Source organism: Tabrizicola oligotrophica (genome assembly GCF_011008935.1).
Lineage (GTDB): Bacteria > Pseudomonadota > Alphaproteobacteria > Rhodobacterales > Rhodobacteraceae > Tabrizicola_A > Tabrizicola_A oligotrophica.
The window spans coordinates 190,299-211,472 of record NZ_JAAIVJ010000003.1; the positions used below are offsets into that span (position 1 = coordinate 190,299).

General features: G+C 66.3%; 21 protein-coding genes. 8 read left to right on the forward strand and 13 right to left on the reverse strand.

Annotated elements, in window-relative coordinates; genetic code table 11:
- Positions 1–2: 2 nt before the first annotated feature.
- The 5 genes from G4Z14_RS07400 to G4Z14_RS07420 form a co-directional block, all read right to left on the reverse strand.
- Positions 3–875: a carbohydrate ABC transporter permease gene (locus G4Z14_RS07400; protein WP_164624238.1), complete on the reverse strand. Its 873-nt coding sequence runs from the start codon at positions 873–875 to the stop codon at positions 3–5.
- A 160-nt stretch (positions 876–1,035) separates the two neighbouring features.
- On the reverse strand, positions 1,036–2,346 hold the full coding sequence (locus tag G4Z14_RS07405) for an ABC transporter substrate-binding protein (RefSeq protein ID WP_164624240.1): 1,311 nt from the start codon (positions 2,344–2,346) through the stop codon (positions 1,036–1,038).
- 170 nt (positions 2,347–2,516) lie between these two features.
- Entirely contained in the window at positions 2,517–3,473 is a 957-nt protein-coding gene (locus G4Z14_RS07410) for a sugar-binding transcriptional regulator (protein ID WP_164624242.1), read from the reverse strand.
- The gene (locus G4Z14_RS07415) at positions 3,470–4,141 is read right to left on the reverse strand and encodes an HAD family hydrolase (RefSeq protein WP_164624244.1); all 672 of its coding nucleotides are present in this window, start codon (positions 4,139–4,141) and stop codon (positions 3,470–3,472) included. The genes G4Z14_RS07410 and G4Z14_RS07415 overlap by 4 nt, the downstream gene beginning before the upstream one ends.
- On the reverse strand, positions 4,131–5,015 hold the full coding sequence (locus G4Z14_RS07420; RefSeq protein ID WP_164624246.1) for a helix-turn-helix domain-containing protein: 885 nt from the start codon (positions 5,013–5,015) through the stop codon (positions 4,131–4,133). The genes G4Z14_RS07415 and G4Z14_RS07420 overlap by 11 nt, the downstream gene beginning before the upstream one ends.
- Before the next feature lie 48 nt (positions 5,016–5,063).
- Between G4Z14_RS07420 and pobA the strand changes: the two genes are divergently transcribed.
- Entirely contained in the window at positions 5,064–6,233 is a 1,170-nt protein-coding gene (pobA, locus tag G4Z14_RS07425) for a 4-hydroxybenzoate 3-monooxygenase (protein ID WP_164624247.1), read from the forward strand.
- Here the strand turns inward: pobA and G4Z14_RS07430 are convergent.
- The gene (locus G4Z14_RS07430; RefSeq protein ID WP_164624249.1) at positions 6,227–7,099 is read right to left on the reverse strand and encodes an amidohydrolase family protein; all 873 of its coding nucleotides are present in this window, start codon (positions 7,097–7,099) and stop codon (positions 6,227–6,229) included. The two genes, pobA and G4Z14_RS07430, sit on opposite strands and share 7 nt — an antisense overlap.
- Before the next feature lies 1 nt (position 7,100).
- Positions 7,101–7,553 carry a GFA family protein gene (locus G4Z14_RS07435; RefSeq protein ID WP_164624251.1) on the reverse strand — a complete coding sequence of 151 codons (453 nt, stop codon included), beginning with the start codon at positions 7,551–7,553 and terminating at the stop codon, positions 7,101–7,103.
- Positions 7,554–7,649: 96 nt separating this feature from the next.
- On the opposite strand from G4Z14_RS07435, the gene G4Z14_RS07440 reads away from it, so the two are divergent.
- Genes G4Z14_RS07440 through G4Z14_RS07470 form a run of 7 tightly spaced genes read left to right on the forward strand, consistent with a single transcriptional unit; the run spans position 7,650 to position 15,392 of the window.
- Positions 7,650–8,504 (forward strand): helix-turn-helix domain-containing protein, encoded by an 855-nt coding sequence (locus G4Z14_RS07440; protein WP_164624253.1) that lies wholly within the window; start codon positions 7,650–7,652, stop codon positions 8,502–8,504.
- A 51-nt stretch (positions 8,505–8,555) separates the two neighbouring features.
- Complete coding sequence (locus tag G4Z14_RS07445) at positions 8,556–9,014, forward strand: acetyl-CoA carboxylase biotin carboxyl carrier protein (RefSeq protein WP_164624254.1); 459 nt, start codon at positions 8,556–8,558, stop codon at positions 9,012–9,014.
- Position 9,015: 1 nt separating this feature from the next.
- Positions 9,016–10,377, forward strand: coding sequence for an acetyl-CoA carboxylase biotin carboxylase subunit (locus G4Z14_RS07450; protein WP_164624256.1), 1,362 nt, complete (start codon positions 9,016–9,018; stop codon positions 10,375–10,377).
- A complete protein-coding gene (locus G4Z14_RS07455; protein ID WP_164624258.1) occupies positions 10,374–11,834 on the forward strand; it encodes a biotin carboxyl carrier protein in 1,461 nt (486 codons plus the stop codon). The genes G4Z14_RS07450 and G4Z14_RS07455 overlap by 4 nt, the downstream gene beginning before the upstream one ends.
- On the forward strand, positions 11,834–12,652 hold the full coding sequence (locus G4Z14_RS07460) for an HAD-IIA family hydrolase (protein WP_164624261.1): 819 nt from the start codon (positions 11,834–11,836) through the stop codon (positions 12,650–12,652). Before G4Z14_RS07455 ends, G4Z14_RS07460 begins: the two co-directional genes overlap by 1 nt.
- Positions 12,652–14,631 (forward strand): acetoacetate--CoA ligase, encoded by a 1,980-nt coding sequence (locus G4Z14_RS07465; RefSeq protein WP_164624262.1) that lies wholly within the window; start codon positions 12,652–12,654, stop codon positions 14,629–14,631. The genes G4Z14_RS07460 and G4Z14_RS07465 overlap by 1 nt, the downstream gene beginning before the upstream one ends.
- Positions 14,628–15,392 (forward strand): SDR family NAD(P)-dependent oxidoreductase, encoded by a 765-nt coding sequence (locus G4Z14_RS07470; RefSeq protein WP_164624264.1) that lies wholly within the window; start codon positions 14,628–14,630, stop codon positions 15,390–15,392. Before G4Z14_RS07465 ends, G4Z14_RS07470 begins: the two co-directional genes overlap by 4 nt.
- 176 nt (positions 15,393–15,568) lie before the next feature.
- Here G4Z14_RS07470 and G4Z14_RS07475 read toward each other — a convergent pair whose 3' ends face one another.
- The 6 genes from G4Z14_RS07475 to G4Z14_RS07500 form a co-directional block, all read right to left on the reverse strand.
- Positions 15,569–15,889, reverse strand: a complete 321-nt coding sequence (locus G4Z14_RS07475) for a 2Fe-2S iron-sulfur cluster-binding protein (protein WP_164624266.1) — start codon at positions 15,887–15,889, stop codon at positions 15,569–15,571.
- Positions 15,890–15,899: 10 nt separating this feature from the next.
- Positions 15,900–16,643, reverse strand: a complete 744-nt coding sequence (locus G4Z14_RS07480; RefSeq protein WP_164624268.1) for an SDR family NAD(P)-dependent oxidoreductase — start codon at positions 16,641–16,643, stop codon at positions 15,900–15,902.
- Positions 16,640–17,245, reverse strand: coding sequence for an HD domain-containing protein (locus tag G4Z14_RS07485; RefSeq protein ID WP_164624270.1), 606 nt, complete (start codon positions 17,243–17,245; stop codon positions 16,640–16,642). The genes G4Z14_RS07480 and G4Z14_RS07485 overlap by 4 nt, the downstream gene beginning before the upstream one ends.
- Positions 17,242–18,678: an aldehyde dehydrogenase family protein gene (locus G4Z14_RS07490; protein ID WP_164624272.1), complete on the reverse strand. Its 1,437-nt coding sequence runs from the start codon at positions 18,676–18,678 to the stop codon at positions 17,242–17,244. The genes G4Z14_RS07485 and G4Z14_RS07490 overlap by 4 nt, the downstream gene beginning before the upstream one ends.
- Positions 18,679–18,687: 9 nt before the next feature.
- Positions 18,688–19,284, reverse strand: coding sequence for an HD domain-containing protein (locus tag G4Z14_RS07495; protein ID WP_164624274.1), 597 nt, complete (start codon positions 19,282–19,284; stop codon positions 18,688–18,690).
- 68 nt (positions 19,285–19,352) lie between these two features.
- The gene (locus G4Z14_RS07500) at positions 19,353–21,164 is read right to left on the reverse strand and encodes a PEP-utilizing enzyme (protein WP_164624276.1); all 1,812 of its coding nucleotides are present in this window, start codon (positions 21,162–21,164) and stop codon (positions 19,353–19,355) included.
- Between the last annotated feature and the right edge of the window lie 10 nt (positions 21,165–21,174).

A 21,174-nucleotide genomic window follows, 5' to 3' on the forward strand; every position in this document is an offset into this window, starting at 1 on the left:
CCTCACGCATCAAGGTTCTTGCCGATGGCGCGCATCAGGAAGAAGGCAACGATATTGGCAAGGATCACCGCGACGACCCCACCGGCGGCTGCAGTGCCGACGTCGAAATCGAGAAGTGCTTCCTTGTAGATCAGATAGGGCAAGGTGGTGGACGAGGTGCCGGGGCCGCCATTGGTCGTGACGAGGATCTCGCCGAAGATGCCCAGCAGGAAGATGGTCTGGATCAACACGACCACAGTGATCGCGCGCGCCAGATGCGGCAGCATGATGTACCAGAACCGCTTCAGCGCGTTGGCACCGTCCATTTCGGCCGCCTCCAGTTCTTCCGACGACAGCGACTGCAGCGCGGTCAACAGGATCAGCGTGGCGAAGGGCAGCCATTGCCAGGCGACGATCAGGATGATCGAGGTCAGCGGCGCCTGCCCGAGGAAATCATAGGGCGAGAGGCCGATGACCTTTGCTGCCTCGGCAAACAGGCCATTGGTCGGGTTCATGAACATGTTCTTCCAGATCAGCGCCGCCACGGGCGGCATGATGAAGAAGGGCGAAATCACCAGAATGCGGACGATGCCCTGCCCCCAGATCGGCTGGTCGATCAGCAGCGCGATCAGGATGCCCAGAACTACGGTGATAACCAGAACGCCGATCACAAGAATCAGGGTGTTGACCACCGCACCGCCGAACGCCGGTGACAGCACGAAGCGCGTGTAGTTGCCGAAATCGTTGAAGCCGGTCCGGTCGGGATACAGCAGGTTGTAGCGTTGCAGCGAAAACCAGATCGTCATTGCCAGAGGCACGATCATCCAGATCAGCAAGAGGATGACGGTCGGCGACAACATGGCGCGGGCGGCAGAGCGCGAGGATTGCGTGGCCATGGAAAACTCCGCTTGGGAACGGGCCGCAATGGCCCTGAAAGACCAGTTTGGCAGGAGGCGGCTTGTCGGAAAAGAACGGGCGACCGCGGTGGCTTGCCGTGGCGCGGTCGCCGTCAGGTGGGCCCCACCCCGAAGGGAGGGACCGTCATCCTTGGGAGGATTACTGGATGTAGCCCGCAGCGGTCATCTCGTCGGTGACAAGCGCCTGAGCCGCAGCCAGAGCCTCATCCACCGACTTCTGGCCCGCCAGCGCCGCCGAGAATTCCTGACCGACACTGGTGCCAAGGCCCTGGAATTCCGGGATGGCGACGAACTGCACGCCGACATAGGGCACCGGCTTCACGGTCGGGGCATTCGGGTCAGCCGCGTTGATCGAGTCGATCGTCATCTTGGCGAACGGGATGGCCGCATATTCCGGGTTGGAATACAGCGAGGTCCGGGTGCCCGGAGGCACGTTGGCCCAGCCTTCCTTGGAGGCGACAAGCGCCAGATAGTCCTTGTTGGTCGCCCAGTTGATGAAGGTCTTGGCGGCGTCCTGCTTCTGGCTGGAGGCCGGGATCGCCAGCGACCAGGCCCAGAGCCAGTTGCCGCGCTTGCCCAGACCGTTGTCGGGGGCCAGAGCGAAGCCGACCTTGTCGGCCACGGTGGAATCCTTGCCGGTCACGAACGAAGCCGCAACCGTGGCGTCGATCCACATGCCGCACTTGCCCTGCTGGAACAGCGTCAGGTTTTCGTTGAAGCCGTTGTTCGACGCGCCGGGCGGGCCGTATTCGGTCATCACCCGCAGGTAGGTGTCCAGCGTCGCCTTCCACTCGGGCTGGTCGAACTGCGGCTTCCAGGACTCGTCAAACCAGCGCGCGCCGAACGAGTTCGACATCGCGGTCAGGAAGGCCATGTTCTCGCCCCAGCCTGCTTTGCCGCGCAGGCAGATGCCATACTGTTCCTTCGACTTGTCGGTCATCGCCTTGGCGGCGGCTTCTATATCAGCCCAGGTCGGCGCGTCGGCCATGGTCAGGCCAGCGGCTTCCATCAGGTCCTTGCGATACATCACCATCGAGCTTTCGCCGTAGAAGGGCGAGGCCATCAGGTTGCCGTCCACCGTCAGACCGCCGCGGATCGCGGGCAGCAGATCGTCGACATCATAGTCGGCAGGCAGGTCGTTCAGGCTGGCAAGCCAGCCCTGCTTGCCCCAGATCGGAACCTCATAGGTGCCGATGGTCAGAACGTCATACTGCCCGCCATTGGTGGCGATGTCGGTGGTCACGTTCTGGCGCAGCACATTCTCTTCCAGCGTGACCCACTCGACCTTGATGTCGGGGTTCTTGGCATAGAAGTCGTCCATCAGACCCTGCATGCGGATCATGTCGCCGTTGTTCACGGTGGCGACGGTGATGGTGGTTTCGGCCAGGGCCGCGCCGGTCAGCGCAACGAAAGCCGTCGCGCCCAGAAGCGCGCGAAGCGTAACAGTCATGGTGTCCTCCCTCGGAAGCGATGTGAGCAAATGATCGCTATATGAGAAAATGCCCATTACACAAGCAAATCGTCAAGCTTATTCTTCAGGCAGAATGAGAAATTCGTTGCCGCACCGCGGCATTGCGCAATGAAGCCATTGATACTGCTATTAGATTTAAACAGGCCGGATCAGGCCAGCAGCGCCCGCGCCGTCGGTTCGTCCGTCACCAGACCGTTGACGATTCGCGCCAGAAGCGCACCGCGAATGGCGGAAACCTTGGTTTCCCCGGCTGCAATGCCGATCGAAGGGCGGTCCAGGCCCGGTTCCACCCGTACCCCGCCAGTGCGGCGGTTGGTGCCAAGATCCAGATACTGGCCCTGCGCATCGAACACCCAGCCGGCCACCTCGCCCACCGCGCCCGCCGCCTGCATCTCATCAAGCTCCGCCCGGCTGACGAATCCGTCTTTCAACAAGGGCGCGTCATTCGACATTTGCCCGACGCCGACGAAAACCACGTCCGCCTTGCGCGCCAGATCCACCACCTTGCGCACTGGCGGCAGGGCGTGGAACGCCGCGTTTTCCTCGGGCGTAGGCGAGATCACCGGCACCGGCATCGGGTAATGCGGCGCATGCACCTTGTCGGCAAGCCGCATGACGACATCGAAGAACGAAGCCGATCCATCTGGCGCGATGTTGCCGATCAGCGAAACCAGCCGGTGCTGGCCCGCCTCGATCCCGTCCTCCATCGCGTCCACCATGCCGCGCAGCGCCCGGCCCGTGCCAACCGCCACGACCGAAGGTTCCTCCATCCGCAGGAACCGCTCCAACTCGCCTGCGGCGGCCGAGGCAATCGCCCGCACCGCGTCGCCCCCGGCCCCAAGCCCCGGCGCCACCCGGCAGCGCGTCAGGCCGAAGCGGTCGGTCAGGGCCTGTTCAAGGTCGAGGCAGACGCCAATCCGATGGTTCAGCCGGACATGGATCAACCCTTCGGCCACCGCCCGGCTGACCAGCCGCTGCGCCCTTTGTCGGCTGACGCCCAGCTCGCGCGCGATCTGGTCCTGCGTCAGCCCGCCGACGTAATAGAGCCAGCCCGCCCGGGCGGCCTCATCATGCAAGGAAGGTTCTGGATCGATGCGCGGGGTCATGGGTGGCCTGTGGTTGCCGGATCAATCTGGAAGAAATGCGCGAAAGAATCAAATTCCCGCTGCGGCCGGGCATCGTCGGGTGCCTCCATGGCCATTCCTTTCAGATGGCTGCCGCCGGTAAAACGCCAGACCTCCATCCCCGCCGCCAACCCGGCCCGGACACCGGTCAGGCTGTCCTCGATCACCAGACAGCGGGCCGGATCAGCCCCCATCCGCGCCGCCGCATGCAGGAACAGATCCGGCGCCGGCTTGCCCCGCACCACTTCCGAAGCGGTGAACAGCCGGTCGCCCACCAACCCGGCCAGCCCTACCAGCCTGAGCGATATCGCCGCGCGCCGCGGGCTGGAGGAGGTGGCCACGCAGAACGGCAAGGCAAGCCGCTCCAACACCTCGGCCACATGCGGCATCACCCGCAACTCGCGCTCGAACGCCGCCAGCAGCCGAGTGCGATAGGCCTCCTCGAAGCTTGGCGGCAGGTCCAGTCCGAAATCCTTGCGGATCGTCGCCATCACGGTGGGATAGCTGCGCCCCAGAAAATGCCGCGCGACATAGGCCATGTCGACACTCACGCCCAACCCGGCCAATTCGGCGATCAGCATCCGGGCCGAGATGACCTCGCTGTCAATCAGCACCCCGTCGCAATCGAAGATCACCAGATCAACCATCATCTCCCTCCAGCCGCCGCCGATAGTCGCTGGCCGACATTCCCATACCCCGCCGAAACGCCCGCGCGAAATAGGCCGGGTCATCGAAACCCAACGCAAAGCCCACCTCCTGCGCCCGCATGCGGGTGTAGGCGAGCAGGCGACAGGCCTCGCGCAGCCGCGTCGCCTCCAGAAAGCCATGCGCCGAAAGGCCAGTACCGGCAAGGCACAGACGGCGCAGGTGGCGTTCGGACACGGCCAGCGCCCCGGCATAGTCGGCAAGCTGCCAGCCATCCGCCAGATGGGCGCGGATCAGTTCCTCAAACCGGGCAATCCGCGCATCGCCCTCCGACCTGTCCGGCCGCTCCCCCCCCGCCTCGGCCACCGCACAACACAGGGCCAGCGCCGCCGCCCTCAGCTTCAGCCGCCGCAGCGGGTCGGGCGCGGCATGCAGGCGCGCGATATCCTGAAACAGCGGTTCCATGCCCCCTGCCGCCGCCACAAAGGGCCGTTCCAGCGCGGCGCGGGTTTCCGCCTCCGGCCGGAAAAGCTCCGGGAAATCGGCGGCGGGCAAGGTCAGCACATAGCCCTGCGTGCCGGCGGCAAAGCCAAAGCCATGCACATGTCCGCGCGGCATGTTCATCAGCAGCGGCGGTACGCCGCGTTGTGCCCTGCCATCAATCGTAAGCCGCACCTCGCCCGACAGCACGAGAAACACCTGATGCAGATGCACATGCCGATGCGGCGCAATCTGCCAGTCCAACCCCGCCGCCCGGTCGGTGATGGTTTCGATATGGATCAGGTCCGGAAACGGGCTTTGCTCGCCGTAAAGCTGCCAAGAGGGAATTTTTGCCGTGACCATGGCCGAAAAATACCAGTTATTTGACACATCGTCCATTCGGCTTTTCGCGGCAATCCGTCACTGTCAGTGAAAAGGGAGAGCACCATGCGCACACAGGTTGCCATCATCGGCGGCGGCCCCTCCGGGCTGCTGCTGTCGCAGCTGCTGAACAAGGCGGGCATTGCGACCGTGGTGCTGGAGCGCAAGAGCCGCGACTATGTGCTGTCACGCATCCGGGCCGGTGTGCTGGAAACCGGGGCGGCCGATCTGATCCGCGCCGCCGGGGCGGGCACGCGGATGGACCGCGAGGGGCATCTGCATGACGGCTGCTATCTGGCCTCGAATGGCCGGATGTTCCATGTCGATTTCAAGGGCAGTTGCGGCAAGCAGGTGATGGTCTATGGCCAGACCGAGGTGACGAAAGACCTTTACGACGCACAGGACGCCATAGGCGCGACGGTGATCCATGGGGCCGAGGAGGTCGCGCTGCACGATCTGACCAGCGATGCGCCTTACGTCAGCTATACCGTGAACGGCGCTGCGCATCGGCTGGGCTGCGACTTTGTCGCCGGCTGCGACGGGTTCCACGGCGTCAGCCGTCCGTCGATGCCGGCCGAGGTCCGGCGCGAATACGAAAAGGTTTATCCCTTTGGTTGGCTTGGGATCTTGTCGCGCACTCCACCGGTCGAACATGAGCTGATCTATGCCGCCCATGATCGGGGCTTTGCCCTTGCCTCGATGCGCCACGCCATGCTGTCGCGCTATTACATCCAGGTGCCGCTGACCGATACGGTCGAGGATTGGTCTGACGAGGCCTTCTGGGCCGAGTTCCGGCGGCGGATGCCCGAAGCCGTCGCCGCCCGGCTTGTCACCGGGCCGTCGATCGAGAAATCCATCGCGCCCCTGCGGTCCTTCGTGACCGAGCCGATGCGCTGGGGTCGGCTGTTCCTGTGCGGCGACGCCGCCCATATTGTGCCGCCGACCGGCGCCAAGGGGTTGAACCTTGCCGCCTCCGACGTGCATTACCTGTATGAAGGGCTGGTGCAGCACTACCGGCAGAACCAGAGCGCCGGGATCGACGCCTATTCCCAGCGCGCCCTTGCCCGGATCTGGCAGGCGATGCGGTTCTCCTGGTCGCTGACCACCATGATGCACCGCTTTCCGGGGGCTTCCGACTATGACCGCCGGATGCAGGACAGCGAGCTTGCGCAGCTTGAGACCAATCCCGTCGCGCGTCGGTTGATGGCCGAAAATTACACGGGACTGCCCTACTGAGCGCCCAGAATCCGCATCGCGTTGTCCTTCAGGATCAGCGGCCGCACCTCGTCCTTGAACGGGGCCTTCGCGAAAGCGTCCAGCCATTTTTCCGGCGCGATCATCGGCCAGTCGCTGCCGAACAGCATCTTGTGCTTCAAAAGGCTGTTGGCATAGCGGATCAGCGTCTCGGGGAAATACTTCGGCGACCAGCCCGACAGGTCGATGAAGACATTCGGCTTGTGCTGGGCCACCGCCAGCGCCTCGTCCTGCCAGGGAAAGGACGGATGCGCCAGAATGATCGTCATGTCGGGGAAGTCCACCGCCACATCATCGAGATACATCGGGTTCGAGTATTTCAGCCGCATGCCATTGCCGCCGCGCATCCCCGAGCCCACCCCGGTCTGCCCGGTGTGGAAGAGCGCGATGCCGCCCTCGTCGGCAATCGCCTCGTAAAGCCCATAGGCCGAACGGTCGTTCGGATAGAACCCCATCTGCGTCGGATGGAACTTGAAGCCCCGGACGCCGAAGTCGCGCATCAGCCGCCGCGCCTCGCGGGCGCCAAGCTTGCCCTTGGCCGGGTCGATGCTGGCAAAGGGGATCAGCACATCGGCATTCTCGGCGGCGATCCGCGCCACCTCCTCATTGGCATAACGCCGGTAGCCGGTCTCGCGCTCGGCATCGACGGGGAAGATCACCGCGGCGATGTTCTGGCTGCGGTAATGCGCGGCGGTCTCGGCCATGGTCGGCGGATGGGTCCAGGGCGCGCCGAAATAGGTCGCCATCGCCGCCTGCAGATCGTCATAGCCGTCATCGGCATGGCAGCCGCAGGGCTCTTCGGCATGGGTGTGAAAGTCGATGGCGCGGACCGCGGCGAAATCCACCATCTCAGGCCCCCCGCAGCGCGGCAGGATCATCCTGCACCGGCGCATAGCTGGCGGTGGTTTCGGATTTCTCCGGCAGGTCGGTATGCACGAAGGGCGCAGCCGAGCGGGTGAAGATCTCGCGGCTGATCGGGAACCAGAAGCTGGGCGGGTCGAAACTGCCTGCCGCGATGCCGATCAGCTCGGGCGACAGGCCAAGGCGCCACAGCACGTTGGAACCGCAATTCGGGCAGAACTGCGTGGTGAAGGGGCGACCGCTTTCGGTGGTAAAGGAGTAATCCTTCACCGGGCCGGACACCGTCACCTTGTCCTGCGGGAAATAGGCCGAAACACCAAAGGCCGAGCCGGTGCGCGTCTGGCAATAGCGGCAGTGGCAGACCGCCGCCTTGACCGGGGCGCCTTCGACCCGATAGCGCAACTGCCCGCACTGGCAGCCGCCTTCGTGAATGTTGTCCATGAGCCCCTCCCGCTTGCCCCGACGGGGCCCCTTGTCTTGTCAGTCTGGGCTTCGGGGGCTTGCCTTGCCAAGGCCGATCCTGCACCGTTTCACCAAGTGAAACCGGAGCCGGCGATGCAGGTGAAATCCATCAATGCCCTGGCGCGGGGGCTGGAGGTCTTGCAGATCCTGCAATCCTCGGGCGCGCTGACACTGGCCGATCTGCACCGGCTGACCGGCATCCCCAAGGCCTCGCTGCTTCGGATTCTGAAAACCCTGATGGAGCGCGGGTTCATCTGGCAGCGCATGGTCGATGACGCCTGGGCACCGTCGTTTTCGCTGGCCGAACTGGCCGGCCGGATGGACCGCGAAAGCCAGCTTGTCGAGGTCGCCTCGCCGGTGCTGGCGGCGCTGACGGCCGAGATCGAATGGCCCAGCGTGCTGGCCGTGCCGCGCCTGACCCATATGGAGGTGCTGGAGACCAACGCCGCCCGCGCCTATTTCGACCAGATTGCGCTCGGTCCGCTGGGGTTTCAGGTCAACATGCTGCGCTCGGCCTCGGGGCGGGCCTTCATCGCCACCTGCGAAGCGCCGCTGCGCGAGGCGATTCTGGAAACCCTGCGCAGGTCGGACCGGCCCGGCAACCGCATGGCGCGCAGCGCGGATTATGTGGCGCAGGTGCTGGCCGAAACCCGCGCGCAGGGCTTTGGCCTGCGCGATCCGGATTTCGGCGGCGATTTCGACAGGGGCCGGGCCGAGGCGGATGACGGCCGCGAGTCGCTGGGCGTCGCGATCCGCCTCGGCCACCATGTGCCCGGCACGCTGAACATCACCTGGACGCGGCGGGTGCTGAGCCGGGGCCGCGCCATCGAGCTTCTGGTCCCGCCCGCCCGGCGCGCCGCCGAGGAGATTGCCCGCCACCTGATGCGCCCCGGCGTTTCACAGGGTGAAATCACGCCCGAAGCCGGTTGAGCCGCAAGGGCGCCGCGCCCTAGCCTCAGGGCCTCTAACAGGAGGGCCACCATGCTGACGCGCGCCGAGATTGACGACATCCTGAGGCTGATCGACGGCTCGGACTTTACCGAGCTGAAACTCGAGATGGGCGATCTGAAGCTGGAGCTGCGCAAGGGGGGCCTCGCCCAGCCCTTTCATACTGGCCAAAATATCCCCGCCGGAGGCATCCAACCGCAGCCGCCGGCCCCGCCCGCAGCCGTTCCGGCCCCGGTTGTCGCCTCGGGCGGCGGGTCGGAGATTCCGGCCCCGCTGCTCGGCACCTTCTGGCATGCCCCGCGTCCCGGTGCCGAGCCTTTTGTCAGGCCGGGCGATAGTGTCGGCGCCGATACGGTCATCGGCATCATCGAGGTGATGAAGCTGATGAACTCGGTCGCCGCCGGCATCGCCGGGACGGTTCTGGAAATCACCGCCCCGAATGGCGAACTGGTCGAGCATGGCCAGTGCCTTATCCGCATCCGGCCGCACTGAAATGACGCCGATCCGCCGCATCTTCATCGCCAACCGGGGCGAGATTGCCGTGCGCATCATCCGCACCGCGCGGGCGCTGGGGATTGAAACCGTGCTGGGAGTGTCGCAGACCGACCGCGACAGCCTTGGGGCGCGGCTTGCCACGCGGGCGGTTTGCCTTGGCCCCGGCCCGTCGCGCGACAGTTACCTGAAGGTGGACACCGTGATGCAGGCCGCGCTGGGCACCGGCTGCGACGCCCTGCATCCGGGCTATGGCTTCCTGTCGGAAAACCGCGATCTGGCGCTGGCCTGCGACAAGGCCGGGATCACCTTCATCGGCCCCAGCCCGGCCAATCTGGAGGCCGTGGGCGACAAGCTGACCGCCCGCAGTCACGCCGTTGCCGCCGGGGTGCCTTTGGTGCCCGGCGGCAATGCGGCAAGCCTGACCGAGGCGCAAGAGGTGGCCCGCGACATCGGCTATCCGCTGCTCATCAAGGCGGTGGCGGGTGGTGGTGGCAAGGGGATGAAGCGGGTGAACCGCCCGCAAGACCTTGCCCCGCAGCTTGATCTGGCGATGGCCGAGGCCGCCGCGGCCTTTGGCGACGGGCGGGTCTATCTGGAACGCTTCGTCACTTCCGGCAGGCATGTCGAGGTGCAGATCCTGTCGGATGGCGAGACGGTGATCCACGCCGGCGAGCGCGACTGTTCGGTGCAGCGCCGCTATCAGAAAGTGGTAGAGGAGGCCCCGGCGCCGGGTCTGTCCCCGGCCCTGCGCACCTGTCTTTGCGAGGCTGCCACGGCCTTTGCCCGCCATATCTGCTATCGCTCGCTCGGGACCGTGGAGTTCATGGTCGATGTGGACCGGGCGGCCTTCTATTTTCTGGAAATGAACGCGCGGATTCAGGTGGAGCATCCGGTGACCGAGACCATCACCGGGCTGGATCTGGTCGCCCGCCAGATTGCCATCGCCGAGGGCCGGCCCTTGGGGCTGCAGCAGGACGATATCACCCTGTCCGGCCATGCCATCGAATGCCGGCTGAACGCCGAGGATGTTGCGCATGACTTCCGCCCTTCACCGGGGCGGGTCTCGCTGGCGTGGTTTCCGGCGCTGCCGGGGCTGCGGGTGGACAGCCATATGACCAGCGGCGCGACAGTCCCGCCGCATTACGACAGCATGGTGGCCAAGCTGATCGCCCATGGTCCGAGCCGCGCCGCCGCGATTGCCACCATGGCCGAGGCGCTGCGGGTGCTGCGACTGGAAGGCATCGCCACCAACGCGCCCTTGCATGCCGCGATCATGGCCGACCCGGAGTTCGCGGCGGGCGGCGTCGATACCAATTACCTCGCGGGACTGCTGCCCCGCCTTGCCGGAGGCTGCCCATGACCATGTCGCTGATCGACACCACGCTGCGCGACGGCAACCAGTCGAACTGGGGCGCGACGGGGCTGGACACCGCGATGATGCTGGGCATCGCCCCGGCGATGGACCGGGTGGGGTTCGAGGCAATTGACTTCACCACATCGACCCATATGGCGGTGGCGGTGCGGTTTTCGAAACAAGACCCCTGGGAGCGGCTGCGCCTGTTCCGCGCCGCCGCGCCGAAAACCAAGTTGTCTTTCCTGACCACCGGGATGCGCTTTATCTCATGGGAAACCGCCAGCCATGAGTTGATGGAATTCGCCTTCCGGCTTCTGGTCAACAGCGGCATCGACCGTTTTGCGGTGATGGACCCGATGAACAATGTCGCCGCGATGCGGACCATGGCGGACCTCACGCGCAAGGCTGGGGGGCGCGACATCGTGGCGGCGCTGACCTTCACGCTTTCGCCGCTGCATGACGATGCGCATTTCGCCGAGGCGGCGCGCAAGCTGACCGAGGCCGGCCAGTTCGACCGACTTTACCTGAAAGACCCCGGCGGGCTGGTGACGCCGGACCGCGCCCGCACGCTGATCCCGGCGATCGGCGCGGCCATCGCCGTGCCGCTGGAGTTTCATTCGCATTCAACCATCGGCCTTGCGCCCTTCAGCTATCTGGAGGCCGCGGAGCTGGGTGCGCACTGCCTGCATACCTCGTCCTCCGCCGCCGCCAATGGCACCGGCCAGCCCGCCATGACGCCGACCATCCGCAACCTGCGCGATCTGGGGCTGACGGTGGACGTCGATGACGAGGCGGTGGCCGAAATGGACGACTGGTTCACCGCGCTGGCGCAGGCCGAAGGCTTGGCGCATGGCGTGCCCGGCGAGTTCGACCGCAGCTATTTCCGCCACCAGATGCCCGGCGGCATGATGGGCACGATGAAGCGCCAGCTTGCCGAAATGAAGCGCCTGCACCTTCTGCCGCAAGTGCTGGAGGAGGTGGAGCATGTCCGCGCTGATCTCGGCTATCCGATCATGGTGACGCCGTTTTCGCAGCTTGTGGGGTCTCAGGCGCTGATGAACGTGCTGTCGGGCAAGCGCTATGAAACCGTGCCGGATGAGGTGACGCGCTATGTTCTGGGCCGGTTCGGCGCGCCCGCGATGCCGCTTGACCCACAAGTCGAGGACCGGATCAGGTCGTCGAAACGCGCGCGGGAACTGGAGGACGAGCCGCATATGGCCTCGCTCGATGAGCTGCGCGCCAAGGTCGGCCGGGGCTATTCGGACGAGGAGTTCCTTTTGCGCGCCGTGATGCCCGCCGATCAGGTCGACGCGATGAACGCCGCCGGACCTGCGCCGCGCGGCTATGATCCCCGGACGCGGGCCTTGAAATATCTGGTCGGCGAGTTGACAAGGCGGCCGACCCTGTCGGGCGTGAAGATCACCAAGCCCGGCTTTTCCCTGCAATTGAACGGAGGCCGCTGATGCATTCCCACCCGATCCGCGCCGCGGTGTTCGACATCGACGGCACGCTGGCCATGATGGACAAGGACAGCGGCACCTATGCTGCCCTGCCCGGCGCGGTCGAGGCGCTAGCCGCGCTCAGGGCGCGTGGGCTGCCGGTGGTGGCCTATACCAACGGCACCTTCTTTCCGCCGGCGCATTACTATCCGCTCCTCGCCGATGCCGGGCTGGTGCTGGCGCCGGGGCATATCCTGACCCCGGCCACGGTGGCGGCGCGGCAACTGGCGAAGATGGGGGTGAAGCGGCTTTTGACCATCGCCGCCGATGGCACCCGCGTGCCGCTGCGCGACGCCGGGATCGAGGTGGCGCTGACAGGTGAGGGCGGCGAGGTGGATGGCGTCATCCTCGGCTGGACCAAGGATTTCGGCGCGCAGGATCTGGAGGAGGCAGCGCAGCTTCTCTGGGCCGGCAAGCCGCTTTACGCCACTTCGATCGCGCCACATTTCGCCGGGGCCAAGGGGCGGCTTCTGGGGATTTCGGGCGCGGTGGCGGCGGCCTTGCACAACGCGACCGGGGTGAAGGCCCGGGTGTTCGGCAAGCCGGAAACCGTCGGGCTTGAGGACATCTCGGACATGCTGGGCATTCCGGCGGCCGAGATGGTGGTGATCGGCGACGACCCCAAGCTGGAGATCGCCATGGCCCGCAAGGCCGGGGCCTTTGCCGTGGGGGTGACGACGGGCACGGTCGACGGGGCCGGGTTCGAGGCCGCCGAGGCCGCGCTGCGTGCCCATGTCGTGCTGCCGGGGCTCGCCGGGTTGATGGCGCAGGGGTGGTGGTGATGGTCGCGGAGGGCGCGCTGCTCTGGACCGCCTCCGACGCCCGCAAGGCGGACCTGAACCTGACGCAGTTCCTCGGCTGGCTGAAGGCGCGGGGTCATGGCTTTTCCGGCTACGCCGATCTGTATCAGTGGTCGATCACCGACCTTGCCGGCTTCTGGGGCGCGGTGCGCGATTACTTCGGCCTGATCCTTGAGGGCCAGCCCGAGCCGGTGCTGACCGATGCCGCCATGCCCCGCACCCGCTGGCTGCCGGCGGCGCGGCTGAACTATGCCGAACATGTCCTGCGGCACGAGACCGCGGGCGATGCCGCCCGCCCGATGCTGCACCATGTCTCGGAACTGCGCCCGATGGCCGAGATGAGCTGGGCGGAGGTCGGCGGCGCGGTGCGCAAGCTGGCCACCCGGCTGCGCGCCATGGGCATCGGCCCCGGCGACCGGGTGGTGGCCTATATGCCGAACCTGCCGGAAACCGTGATCGCCATGCTGGCGACCACCGCGATTGGCGCCGTCTGGTCCTCGGCCGCGCCGGAGTTTGGCGCCCAGACCGTGATCGACCGCTTTTCGCAGATCGCACCGAAGCTGGTCTTCGCCGTCAACGGCTATCGCTATGGCGGCAAGGACTTCGACCGCTCCGCCGATCTGGACCGCATCCTTGCGGCGCTGCCGACGGTCGAAACCGTGGTGATGCTCGACTATCTGTCCGGCGCCGGCATGCGGGAAACCGCCCTGCCATGGGACAGCCTCTTCACCGGCCCCGAAGTGCCGCCCGAGGCCTTCACCTTTACCCGTGTCGATACCAACCATCCGCTGTGGGTCCTGTTCACCTCCGGCACCACCGGCCTGCCGAAACCCATCACCCACGGCCACCACGGCATCGTGCTGGAACACCTGAAAACCGCCGCCTTCCATTATGAACTGAAGCCGGGACAGGCGCTTTTGTGCTATTCCACCACCGGCTGGATGGTGTGGAACACGCTGATGATGGCGCCGCTGATGAACGGCCGCGCCGTGCTTTATGACGGCCATCCCAGCTTTCCCGATGCCCGCCGGATGTGGCAGATTGCCGAAGAAACCCGCGCCTCGGTCTTTGCCACCTCGCCGACCTTTCTGCAGATGGTGCGCAGTCAGGGCATCGACCCGGCGCGGGAGTTTGCCCTGCCGGCGCTGGAAACCCTGCTGCTGGTCGGCTCGCCCGCGACGCCCGAAACCTTCGCCTGGGCGCAGACGGCTGTGAAACCCGACCTCTGGGTCACCTCGCAGTCCGGTGGCACCGAATTCTGCTCCGGCACGCTGGCCGGCTCGCCACTGCTGCCCACGCGGGCCGGTGAAATTCAGGCCCCGGCGCTGGGGGTCGACGTGCGCGCGCTCTCGGAGGAGGGCGAAACGCTGATCGGTGCCGAGGGCGAGCTTGCCATCCTGAAACCGATGCCCTCGATGCCGCTCTGTCTCTGGGGCGATGCGGAGTTCGCCCGCTACGAGGCCAGCTATTTCGACACCTGGCCCGGCATCTGGCGCCATGGCGACCGGCTGCGGATGCTGGCGCATGGCAGCAGCTTCGTGCTGGGCCGCTCCGACGCCACGCTGAACCGCTTCGGCGTGCGGATCGGCTCGGCCGAGGTCTACCGCACGATGGAGGGTATCGCGGGGGTGGCCGACAGCCTCATCCTTTGTGTCGAGGATGGCAAGGGCGGCTACTGGATGCCGCTCTTCGTGCAGATGGCCGCGGGCGCCGATCTGGACGAGGCCAAGCGCCACGAAATCATCCACCGGCTGCGCAGCGAACGCTCGCCCCGCCATGTGCCGGACGAGATCATCGCGGCGCCGGAAATTCCCGTCACCCTGACCGGCAAGAAGATGGAGGTTCCGGTGCGCAAGCTGATGCTGGGTCTGCCGCTGGACAAGGCCGCCAGCCGGGATGCAGCCCGCAACCCCGCCGCGCTAGACTGGTTCGCCGACCTCGCGCGGAAGCGGCAGGCATGACGGCCGCCGAGATCTTCTCGGTCAAGGGCAAGACCGCCTTTCTCACCGGCGCGGCGCAAGGGTTGGGCCGCGCCATGGCCGAGGCTCTGGCCGAGAACGGCGCCGCCCTGGCGCTCTTTGACCGCGACGCGGACCGGCTGGAAGACACCGCCGCCGACTTGCGCCGGCAGGGTGGGAAAGTCCTGACCCTGCCGGGAGATGTCACCGACGCCCGCGCCGTCACCGCCGCCATCACCGAAACCGCCGCCCGCCTTGGCCCACTCGACATCTGCATCGCCAATGCCGGTATCTCCGACGCCCGGCCGGGCCTCCTGCATGAGATCACCGACGCCGACTGGCAGAAGGTACTCGATGTCAACCTGACCGGGCTCTTTCACACCTGCCGCGCGGCGCTTGCCGCGATGCTGCCGCAGGGCCGGGGCAAGCTCATCACCGTCGCCTCGATGTGGGGCCTCGCCGCTCCAGCCGGGGCCTTCCCGCGCCCGGCCTATGCCGCCTCCAAGGGTGCGGTTGTCAACCTTACGCGCGAAATGGCGCTGCACTATGCCGACAAGGGCATTCAGGTGAACGCGCTCTGCCCCGGCATCTTCCAGACCGAAACACGGCCCAGAGACCCCGCCGCCGCCATCGCCTATACCCCGATGGGCCGCCTCGGCCGCCCCGACGAGATCAAGGGCGCCACCCTGTTCCTCGCCTCCACCGCCTCGGATTTCGTCACCGGCACGACGCTGGTGATCGACGGCGGCGTGCTGGCGCGCTGAGGGGTATCCGGCCGGCCCCGCCTTTCAGACTGGCCCAAATATCCTCGGGGGGAAGCGGGCTTGGCACAAGCCCGCGCGGGGGGCGAAGCGCCCCCGGTGCTGTGGCTGCCAAAGAAGAAATGCTGCAGTTTCGCTGCGCAGCGAAGAGTGTCCGGAACGGGCTCGATGAGCGCCCTCTAGCGCCCCGTCGCCACCTGAAACACCGCGCCCTCCAGCGCCGGCGTCACGACAATCTGGCAGGTCAGCCGGCTGTTTTCCCGAGGTTCATGGGCGTTGAACTCCACTGTGTCGGCTTCGTCCTGCTTCGGGGCCGCCAGCGCGCCCTCGGGGGCCGCGATCACATAGCAATGGCAGGTGGCGCACATCGCGCTGCCGCCGCATTCGGCGATGATGCCCCGCACCCCGGCGTTGCGCGCCGGATACATCAGCGGCTCGCCCACCACCGCCGCAATCGCGCGCCGCGTGCCATCCGCCTCGATGAACGTCACCTGAACCATTGCATTCCCCTCAGATAAACTGCCGCCCGCCGTCGATCACCAGCGTCTGCCCGGTCATGTAGCCCGCGAGCGGCGAGGCCAGCATCAGCGCGCCGCCGACGATGTCTTCCACCTCGGCCGGCCGCTTCAGCGCCGCGCGGTCGATGCCATAGCTGCGGGCGTTCTCGATCAGGCCAAGGCTGGCCTCGGTCATGGTGAAGCCCGGCGCCAGCACGTTCACCCGCACCCCGTCGGCGCCCATCTCCTTGGCCATGGTGCGGCTGAGGCCGATCACCGCGCCCTTGGAGGCGACATAATGCATCCATTGCGGCGAGCCGGAGAACACCGTGGCCGAGGCGATGTTGACGATCGCCCCTTTCGCGGCGCGCAGGGCGGGCGAGAAGGCCCGGCACATCTGCCAGACGCCTTTGACGTTGACCGCCATGACCCGGTCCCAGACCTCTTCGTCGAGATCCTCGAAATCGCGCCGCTCCAGCCCGCCATAGATCGCGGCGTTGTTCACCAGCACATCCACCCCGCCCATCCGCGCCTGCGCCAGATCGGCCAGCGCGCGGCAACTCGCGGTGTCGGTCACATCGACCTGCGCGGCAAGCCCGCCGGTTGCGGCGGCGGTTTCCTCGCAGCCTGCAAGGTTCAGATCGCAGGCCAGCACCCGCGCCCCGGCCCCGGCGAAGGCCAGCGCGAAGGCGCGGCCAAGGCCCCCCGCTGCGCCGGAGACGACCACCCGTTTGCCCGACAGTCCCAGATCGGTCATGCGCCCGTCTCCATATATCGTGTCAGTTGCCGTTCCGCCCGCAGGCTGGCGGTGAACCCCTCGGCCATCGCCTTGCCCGGCGCCGTCAGGAGCCGCGGGTTCGACACCACCGTCACCATGTCGATGTAGTCGGCCAGCGACCAGTCATACCAGCCGCGGATGATCCGCATGCCATGCGGCGTGGTGCGCCAGCCCTTGTCGGCATCCTTCATCACCGCATCGTTCAAGGACCGCGCCTCGGTCGTGGTGTCGTGCCCGTCGATGATGGCAAGGATTTCGTCGACCCGGCCCAGACCGTGCCGCGTCAGGATCTCCCGCGCGATGACGACCGAATGGCGTTCGTGTTCAAACACCAGATCGCGCCGCGTCGGGTTGCGGCCGATGGCGGCCAGCAGAAGATCGGGCGGGATACGCTTCCAGCCGACGTCATGCAGCAGGATCGCCGGCAGCACCACATCGGCCTCGGCCTCGGGCAGGGCGGCGAGCAGCGCCCTGGCGACGCCGTAGGCGACCAGCGTGTGTTCGTCATTGTTGCGCACGTCAAGGAAGGGCCGGGCCTCGTGCCACAGCACCTCGTCCTGCGGGCGCAGAAGCGCGGTCATCGCGGCACCTCGTAACTCAGATACATGGTCTTGTATTCCAGATAGCTTTCCACCCCGTAGCGCCCCTTCTCGCGCCCCAGCCCGCTTTCCTTGACGCCGCCGAAGGGTTCGTAATGCGAGGAGCGCTGGATGTCGTTCAGCCAGACCGACCCGGCCTCCATCCCTTCGCAGAGCGTCAGGCCGCGGGCGAGATCGCGGGTAAAGACGAAGCCGGCGAGGCCATAGCGGTTGTCATTGGCGAATTTCAAGCCCTGCCAGGGGTCATCGACCGGGCAGATCCCCAGCACCGGGCCGAAGGTTTCCTCGGTCAGCACCAGCATCTCATGGCTCGCATCGGCCACCAGTGTCGGCTGATAGTAGAAGCCGCCGTCAAAGCCGGGCCCGGTCTGGCGCTGGCCGCCGCAGAGGATGCGGGCGCCCTTGGCGCGGGCGTCGTCGACCTGAACGGCGCTGTTTGCATAGATCTTCTCGTTGACCAGCGGGCCAAGGTCGCCCTCGCCGCCGGCGGGCGCGAGGGTGAACTGCCGCACCCGCGCCAGCAGCTTTTCAAGGAAGGCCTCATAGACCGGGCGCTCGACATAGATCCGGTTCACCCGGTAGCAGAACTGGCCGGAATTGGCGAAGCCGTGGCGGGCAATCGCCTCGGCCGCCTTGTCGATGTCGGCATCGGCACAGACGATGGCCGCCGACTGGCCGCCCAGCTCCAGCGTCACGCGTTTCATGGTCTGCACCGCGGCGGCGGCAATCGCCTTGCCCGCCGTGGTGCCGCCGGTGAAGGCGATTTTCCGCGGGACCGGATGGTTGACCAGCGCCTCGCCAATCGCCCGGCCCGCGCCGGTGACGACGTTGAACACGCCCTTCGGCAGCCCCGCCTTGTGGAACAGCTCGGCCAGAAGAAGCGTCGAGGTCGGCGTGTCGGCCGAGGGCTTGGCGACGACGGTGCAGCCCGCCACCAGCGCGGCGCCGAGTTTGAACATCAGCAGGTTCAGCGGATAGTTGAACGGCGTGATCGCCACCACCACCCCGACCGGATCGCGGGTGACGACGGTTTTCTCGCCGGGGCCGCCCGAGGTCATGGCGGCGTGCAGCCGCAGGCCTTCCTCGGCGTAGATGTCAAGAAGGTCGGCAGCGCGGTTCACCTCTTGCAGACATGCGGGCAGCGGGCGGCCAAGCTCGCGGTGCAGCGCGGTGCCGATGGTTTGGCCGGCGTCGCGCATCGCCTGCGCCAGTTTCTTTTGCAGGCGCACCCGGTCCGCCATGGGGGTCTTGCGCCACAGCTCGAACGCGGCGGCGGCAGAGCGGATGGCGAGGTCGGCATCCTGCGCATTGCCCTGCGGCACGGTGTCGAACTGGGCGCCCGAGCGCGGATCGGTCACGGGTTGCGTGGCGCCGGTGACCGAAGCCGTCCAGGCCCCGTTGATGAACATCTCCATGGCCCGCTCCTACAGCACATGCACTTTCAGCGCCTTGCGGGTTTCCGCCAGCGCCGCCGTGGCCATGGCCCGGCCCGGCTCGGTTTCGAATTTCGGCAGGATCTTCTCGTTGCGCCGGCAGTTCTCGGCCGGTGTCTCGCCGAACCAGTCGCAGCCCACCGCCGTGCCCGTCACCTCGTAGCGCCAGAGCTTGTCACTGTCGCGGACGATGCGGTCGTTGAGATGGCGCGGTTCTGGCCGCGTGTCATGGCCGTCGATGATCTCGCAGACCTGCGCGATGATGTCTTCGCTCCAGCCGGTCGCGCGCAGCACCTCGGTGCCCAGCCGCACGCCCTCGGCCTCGTGCCGGTAGCGCACATCGGATTGCAGGATGTTTTCCGACCGGAAGCCTTCGGAAATGATGGTCTCCATGTCGATCGCCCACCAGCCGATGTCGTGCAAGAGGATCGCCAGCAGGCAGACGTCGCGGTCGGCCTGCGGGAAATGCTCCAGAAGCCGGACGCACCAGTCGAAGGACAGGGGGATATGCACATCGTTCTTGCGAGCGCGCATGTAGGGTTCGGCGGCACGCCAGACCGGGTCATAGCGCGAGAGGTCGAGGCTCATGGCAAGGGTCCAACAGGTTGCGGGAAAGGCGGCCCCCCTCCCCACGAGGGGGGAGGGAGGCGCCCGGTTTACTCCAGAATCGTCACGGTGCCGGTGTTGCCATCGACCCGCAGCCGCATGCCGGTCTTGATCTTCGCCGTCGCGGTGCCGGTGCCGGTCACCGCCGGCAGGCCGTATTCGCGGCAGACGATCGCGGCGTGGCTCATCATGCCGCCGATGTCGGTGACAGCGGCTGCAATCTTGCCAAAGACCGGAGCCCAAGAGGGGGCGGTGACCGGCGTGACCAGAATCTCGCCCTTCTGCAACTCGCCCAATTGGTCAGGGCTGCGCAGCACGCGGGCGATGCCCTCCACCGCGCCCGGCGCGGCCGCCATGCCCTTCAGCCCGGCCCCGTCGTCGCCCTTCCCGGTCCAGCGGTCGATGGCGTCTGAGGTGATGCCCCAAAGCATGATGGTGAAGGGTTCGGTGATGACCTCGGGCGGCTCGTTCAGCGCGGGCAGCGGCGGCTGGCTGGCCAGCGCCTTGACCAGCGCGCGGCGGCGGGACACTTCTTCAGGCCAGACGGCAGAGCCGACATTCGGCGTGCCGATCGCCCAAGAGGCGGCATAGTCCCACAGCACGTCGCGCACCTCGTTGCGGTGCAGGAAAAACATGCCGTCCTCCTCGGCCCAGAAGTCGGCGCCTTGCAGGAGCTTCGACAGCTCGCGCATCTTGCGCCAGAATACGCCCAGCGCCCAATGCTCGATGTAGAAGTTGTGATCCTCAACGTAGGGAAACACGGTGCGGGCAAGGCCCAGCTTGCCGTCGAACACCGCCTGCGCCTCTTCGTCCATCATGTCGCGGTATTCGCTAGTGATCCGGTCGCGCTCTGTCAGCAGCCGCTCGGTCGGGCGTTCGATCTGCTCGCCGGCCTTGGCGCGGGGGATGTAGTCGCGCAGATAGCCGAGCGGAATGTCGAGGTGGTCGATCCAGTATTTGTCGGTCGAGTAAAAGCCGTTTCCGCTGGTGAAGTTGAACCACGGGTCCTGCGCCTGTTTCCAGGCGGTCAGCCATTTCTGGCCGTTCGGGGCCTTGCCCACCGCCGCCAAAGCCTCGTCCACCGTGCCGCTCATCAGCGCGCCATCGACGCCCAACTCCACCGCCAGCCGCGCCAGCTTCTTGATCTCGTCATCGGGGCGGAACAGTTCGCTGTCCACTCCCTGCACCATCTTGGCAATCGCTTGATCGGGGATGGTGGGGAACTGCGATTTCACGAAGCCGAAGAAATCGAGATAGGCGGCATAGCCGAGGTTCAGAAATTCGAAGTGGTATTGCCAGATCTTGTAGGAAAGCTCGATCGCCTTGTCATAGGCCTCGAACAGGGCGTTGGTATTGTCGAGCCCGACGCCACCCTTGACCCATTCCACCGGCACGACATCCGGCAAGTCGGTGAAGGAAATCGCGTCCAGCTCGGCGATCATCGCCAGAACCTTCTTCTTCCAATTGGCGTAAAGGTCGTTCCAGTTGCCGAAGTAATGCCCGGCCCGGTCAAGGAATTGCGGGATGCGGGCCTCGATGTTCTCGGGCGCCACAGCGACGGGCGAGAAATACACGAAGCCGTTCAGGATGCGGTAGTCGATGCCGTTGGCGGGCGGCACCAGAAGATGGCGGCTGTTGTATTGCCCGAGGCATTTGATGGCAAAATCCAGAAAGATCACGTCAAAGGGTCTGAGCGGGTTCGGCCAGTGCTGGCTGTTGCAGAACCAGAACTTCGCGTCGTCTTCGGCGCGGCGGCTGGGCTGGAAGCGGGTGTAATAGGGGTAAAGGCTTTCCCAGCCTTCCGCCCCCTTCGGCGCCTTCACGTCAAAGGCACTGGGGAACATCGGGGTCTTGGCGTCCATTTGCGTTTCC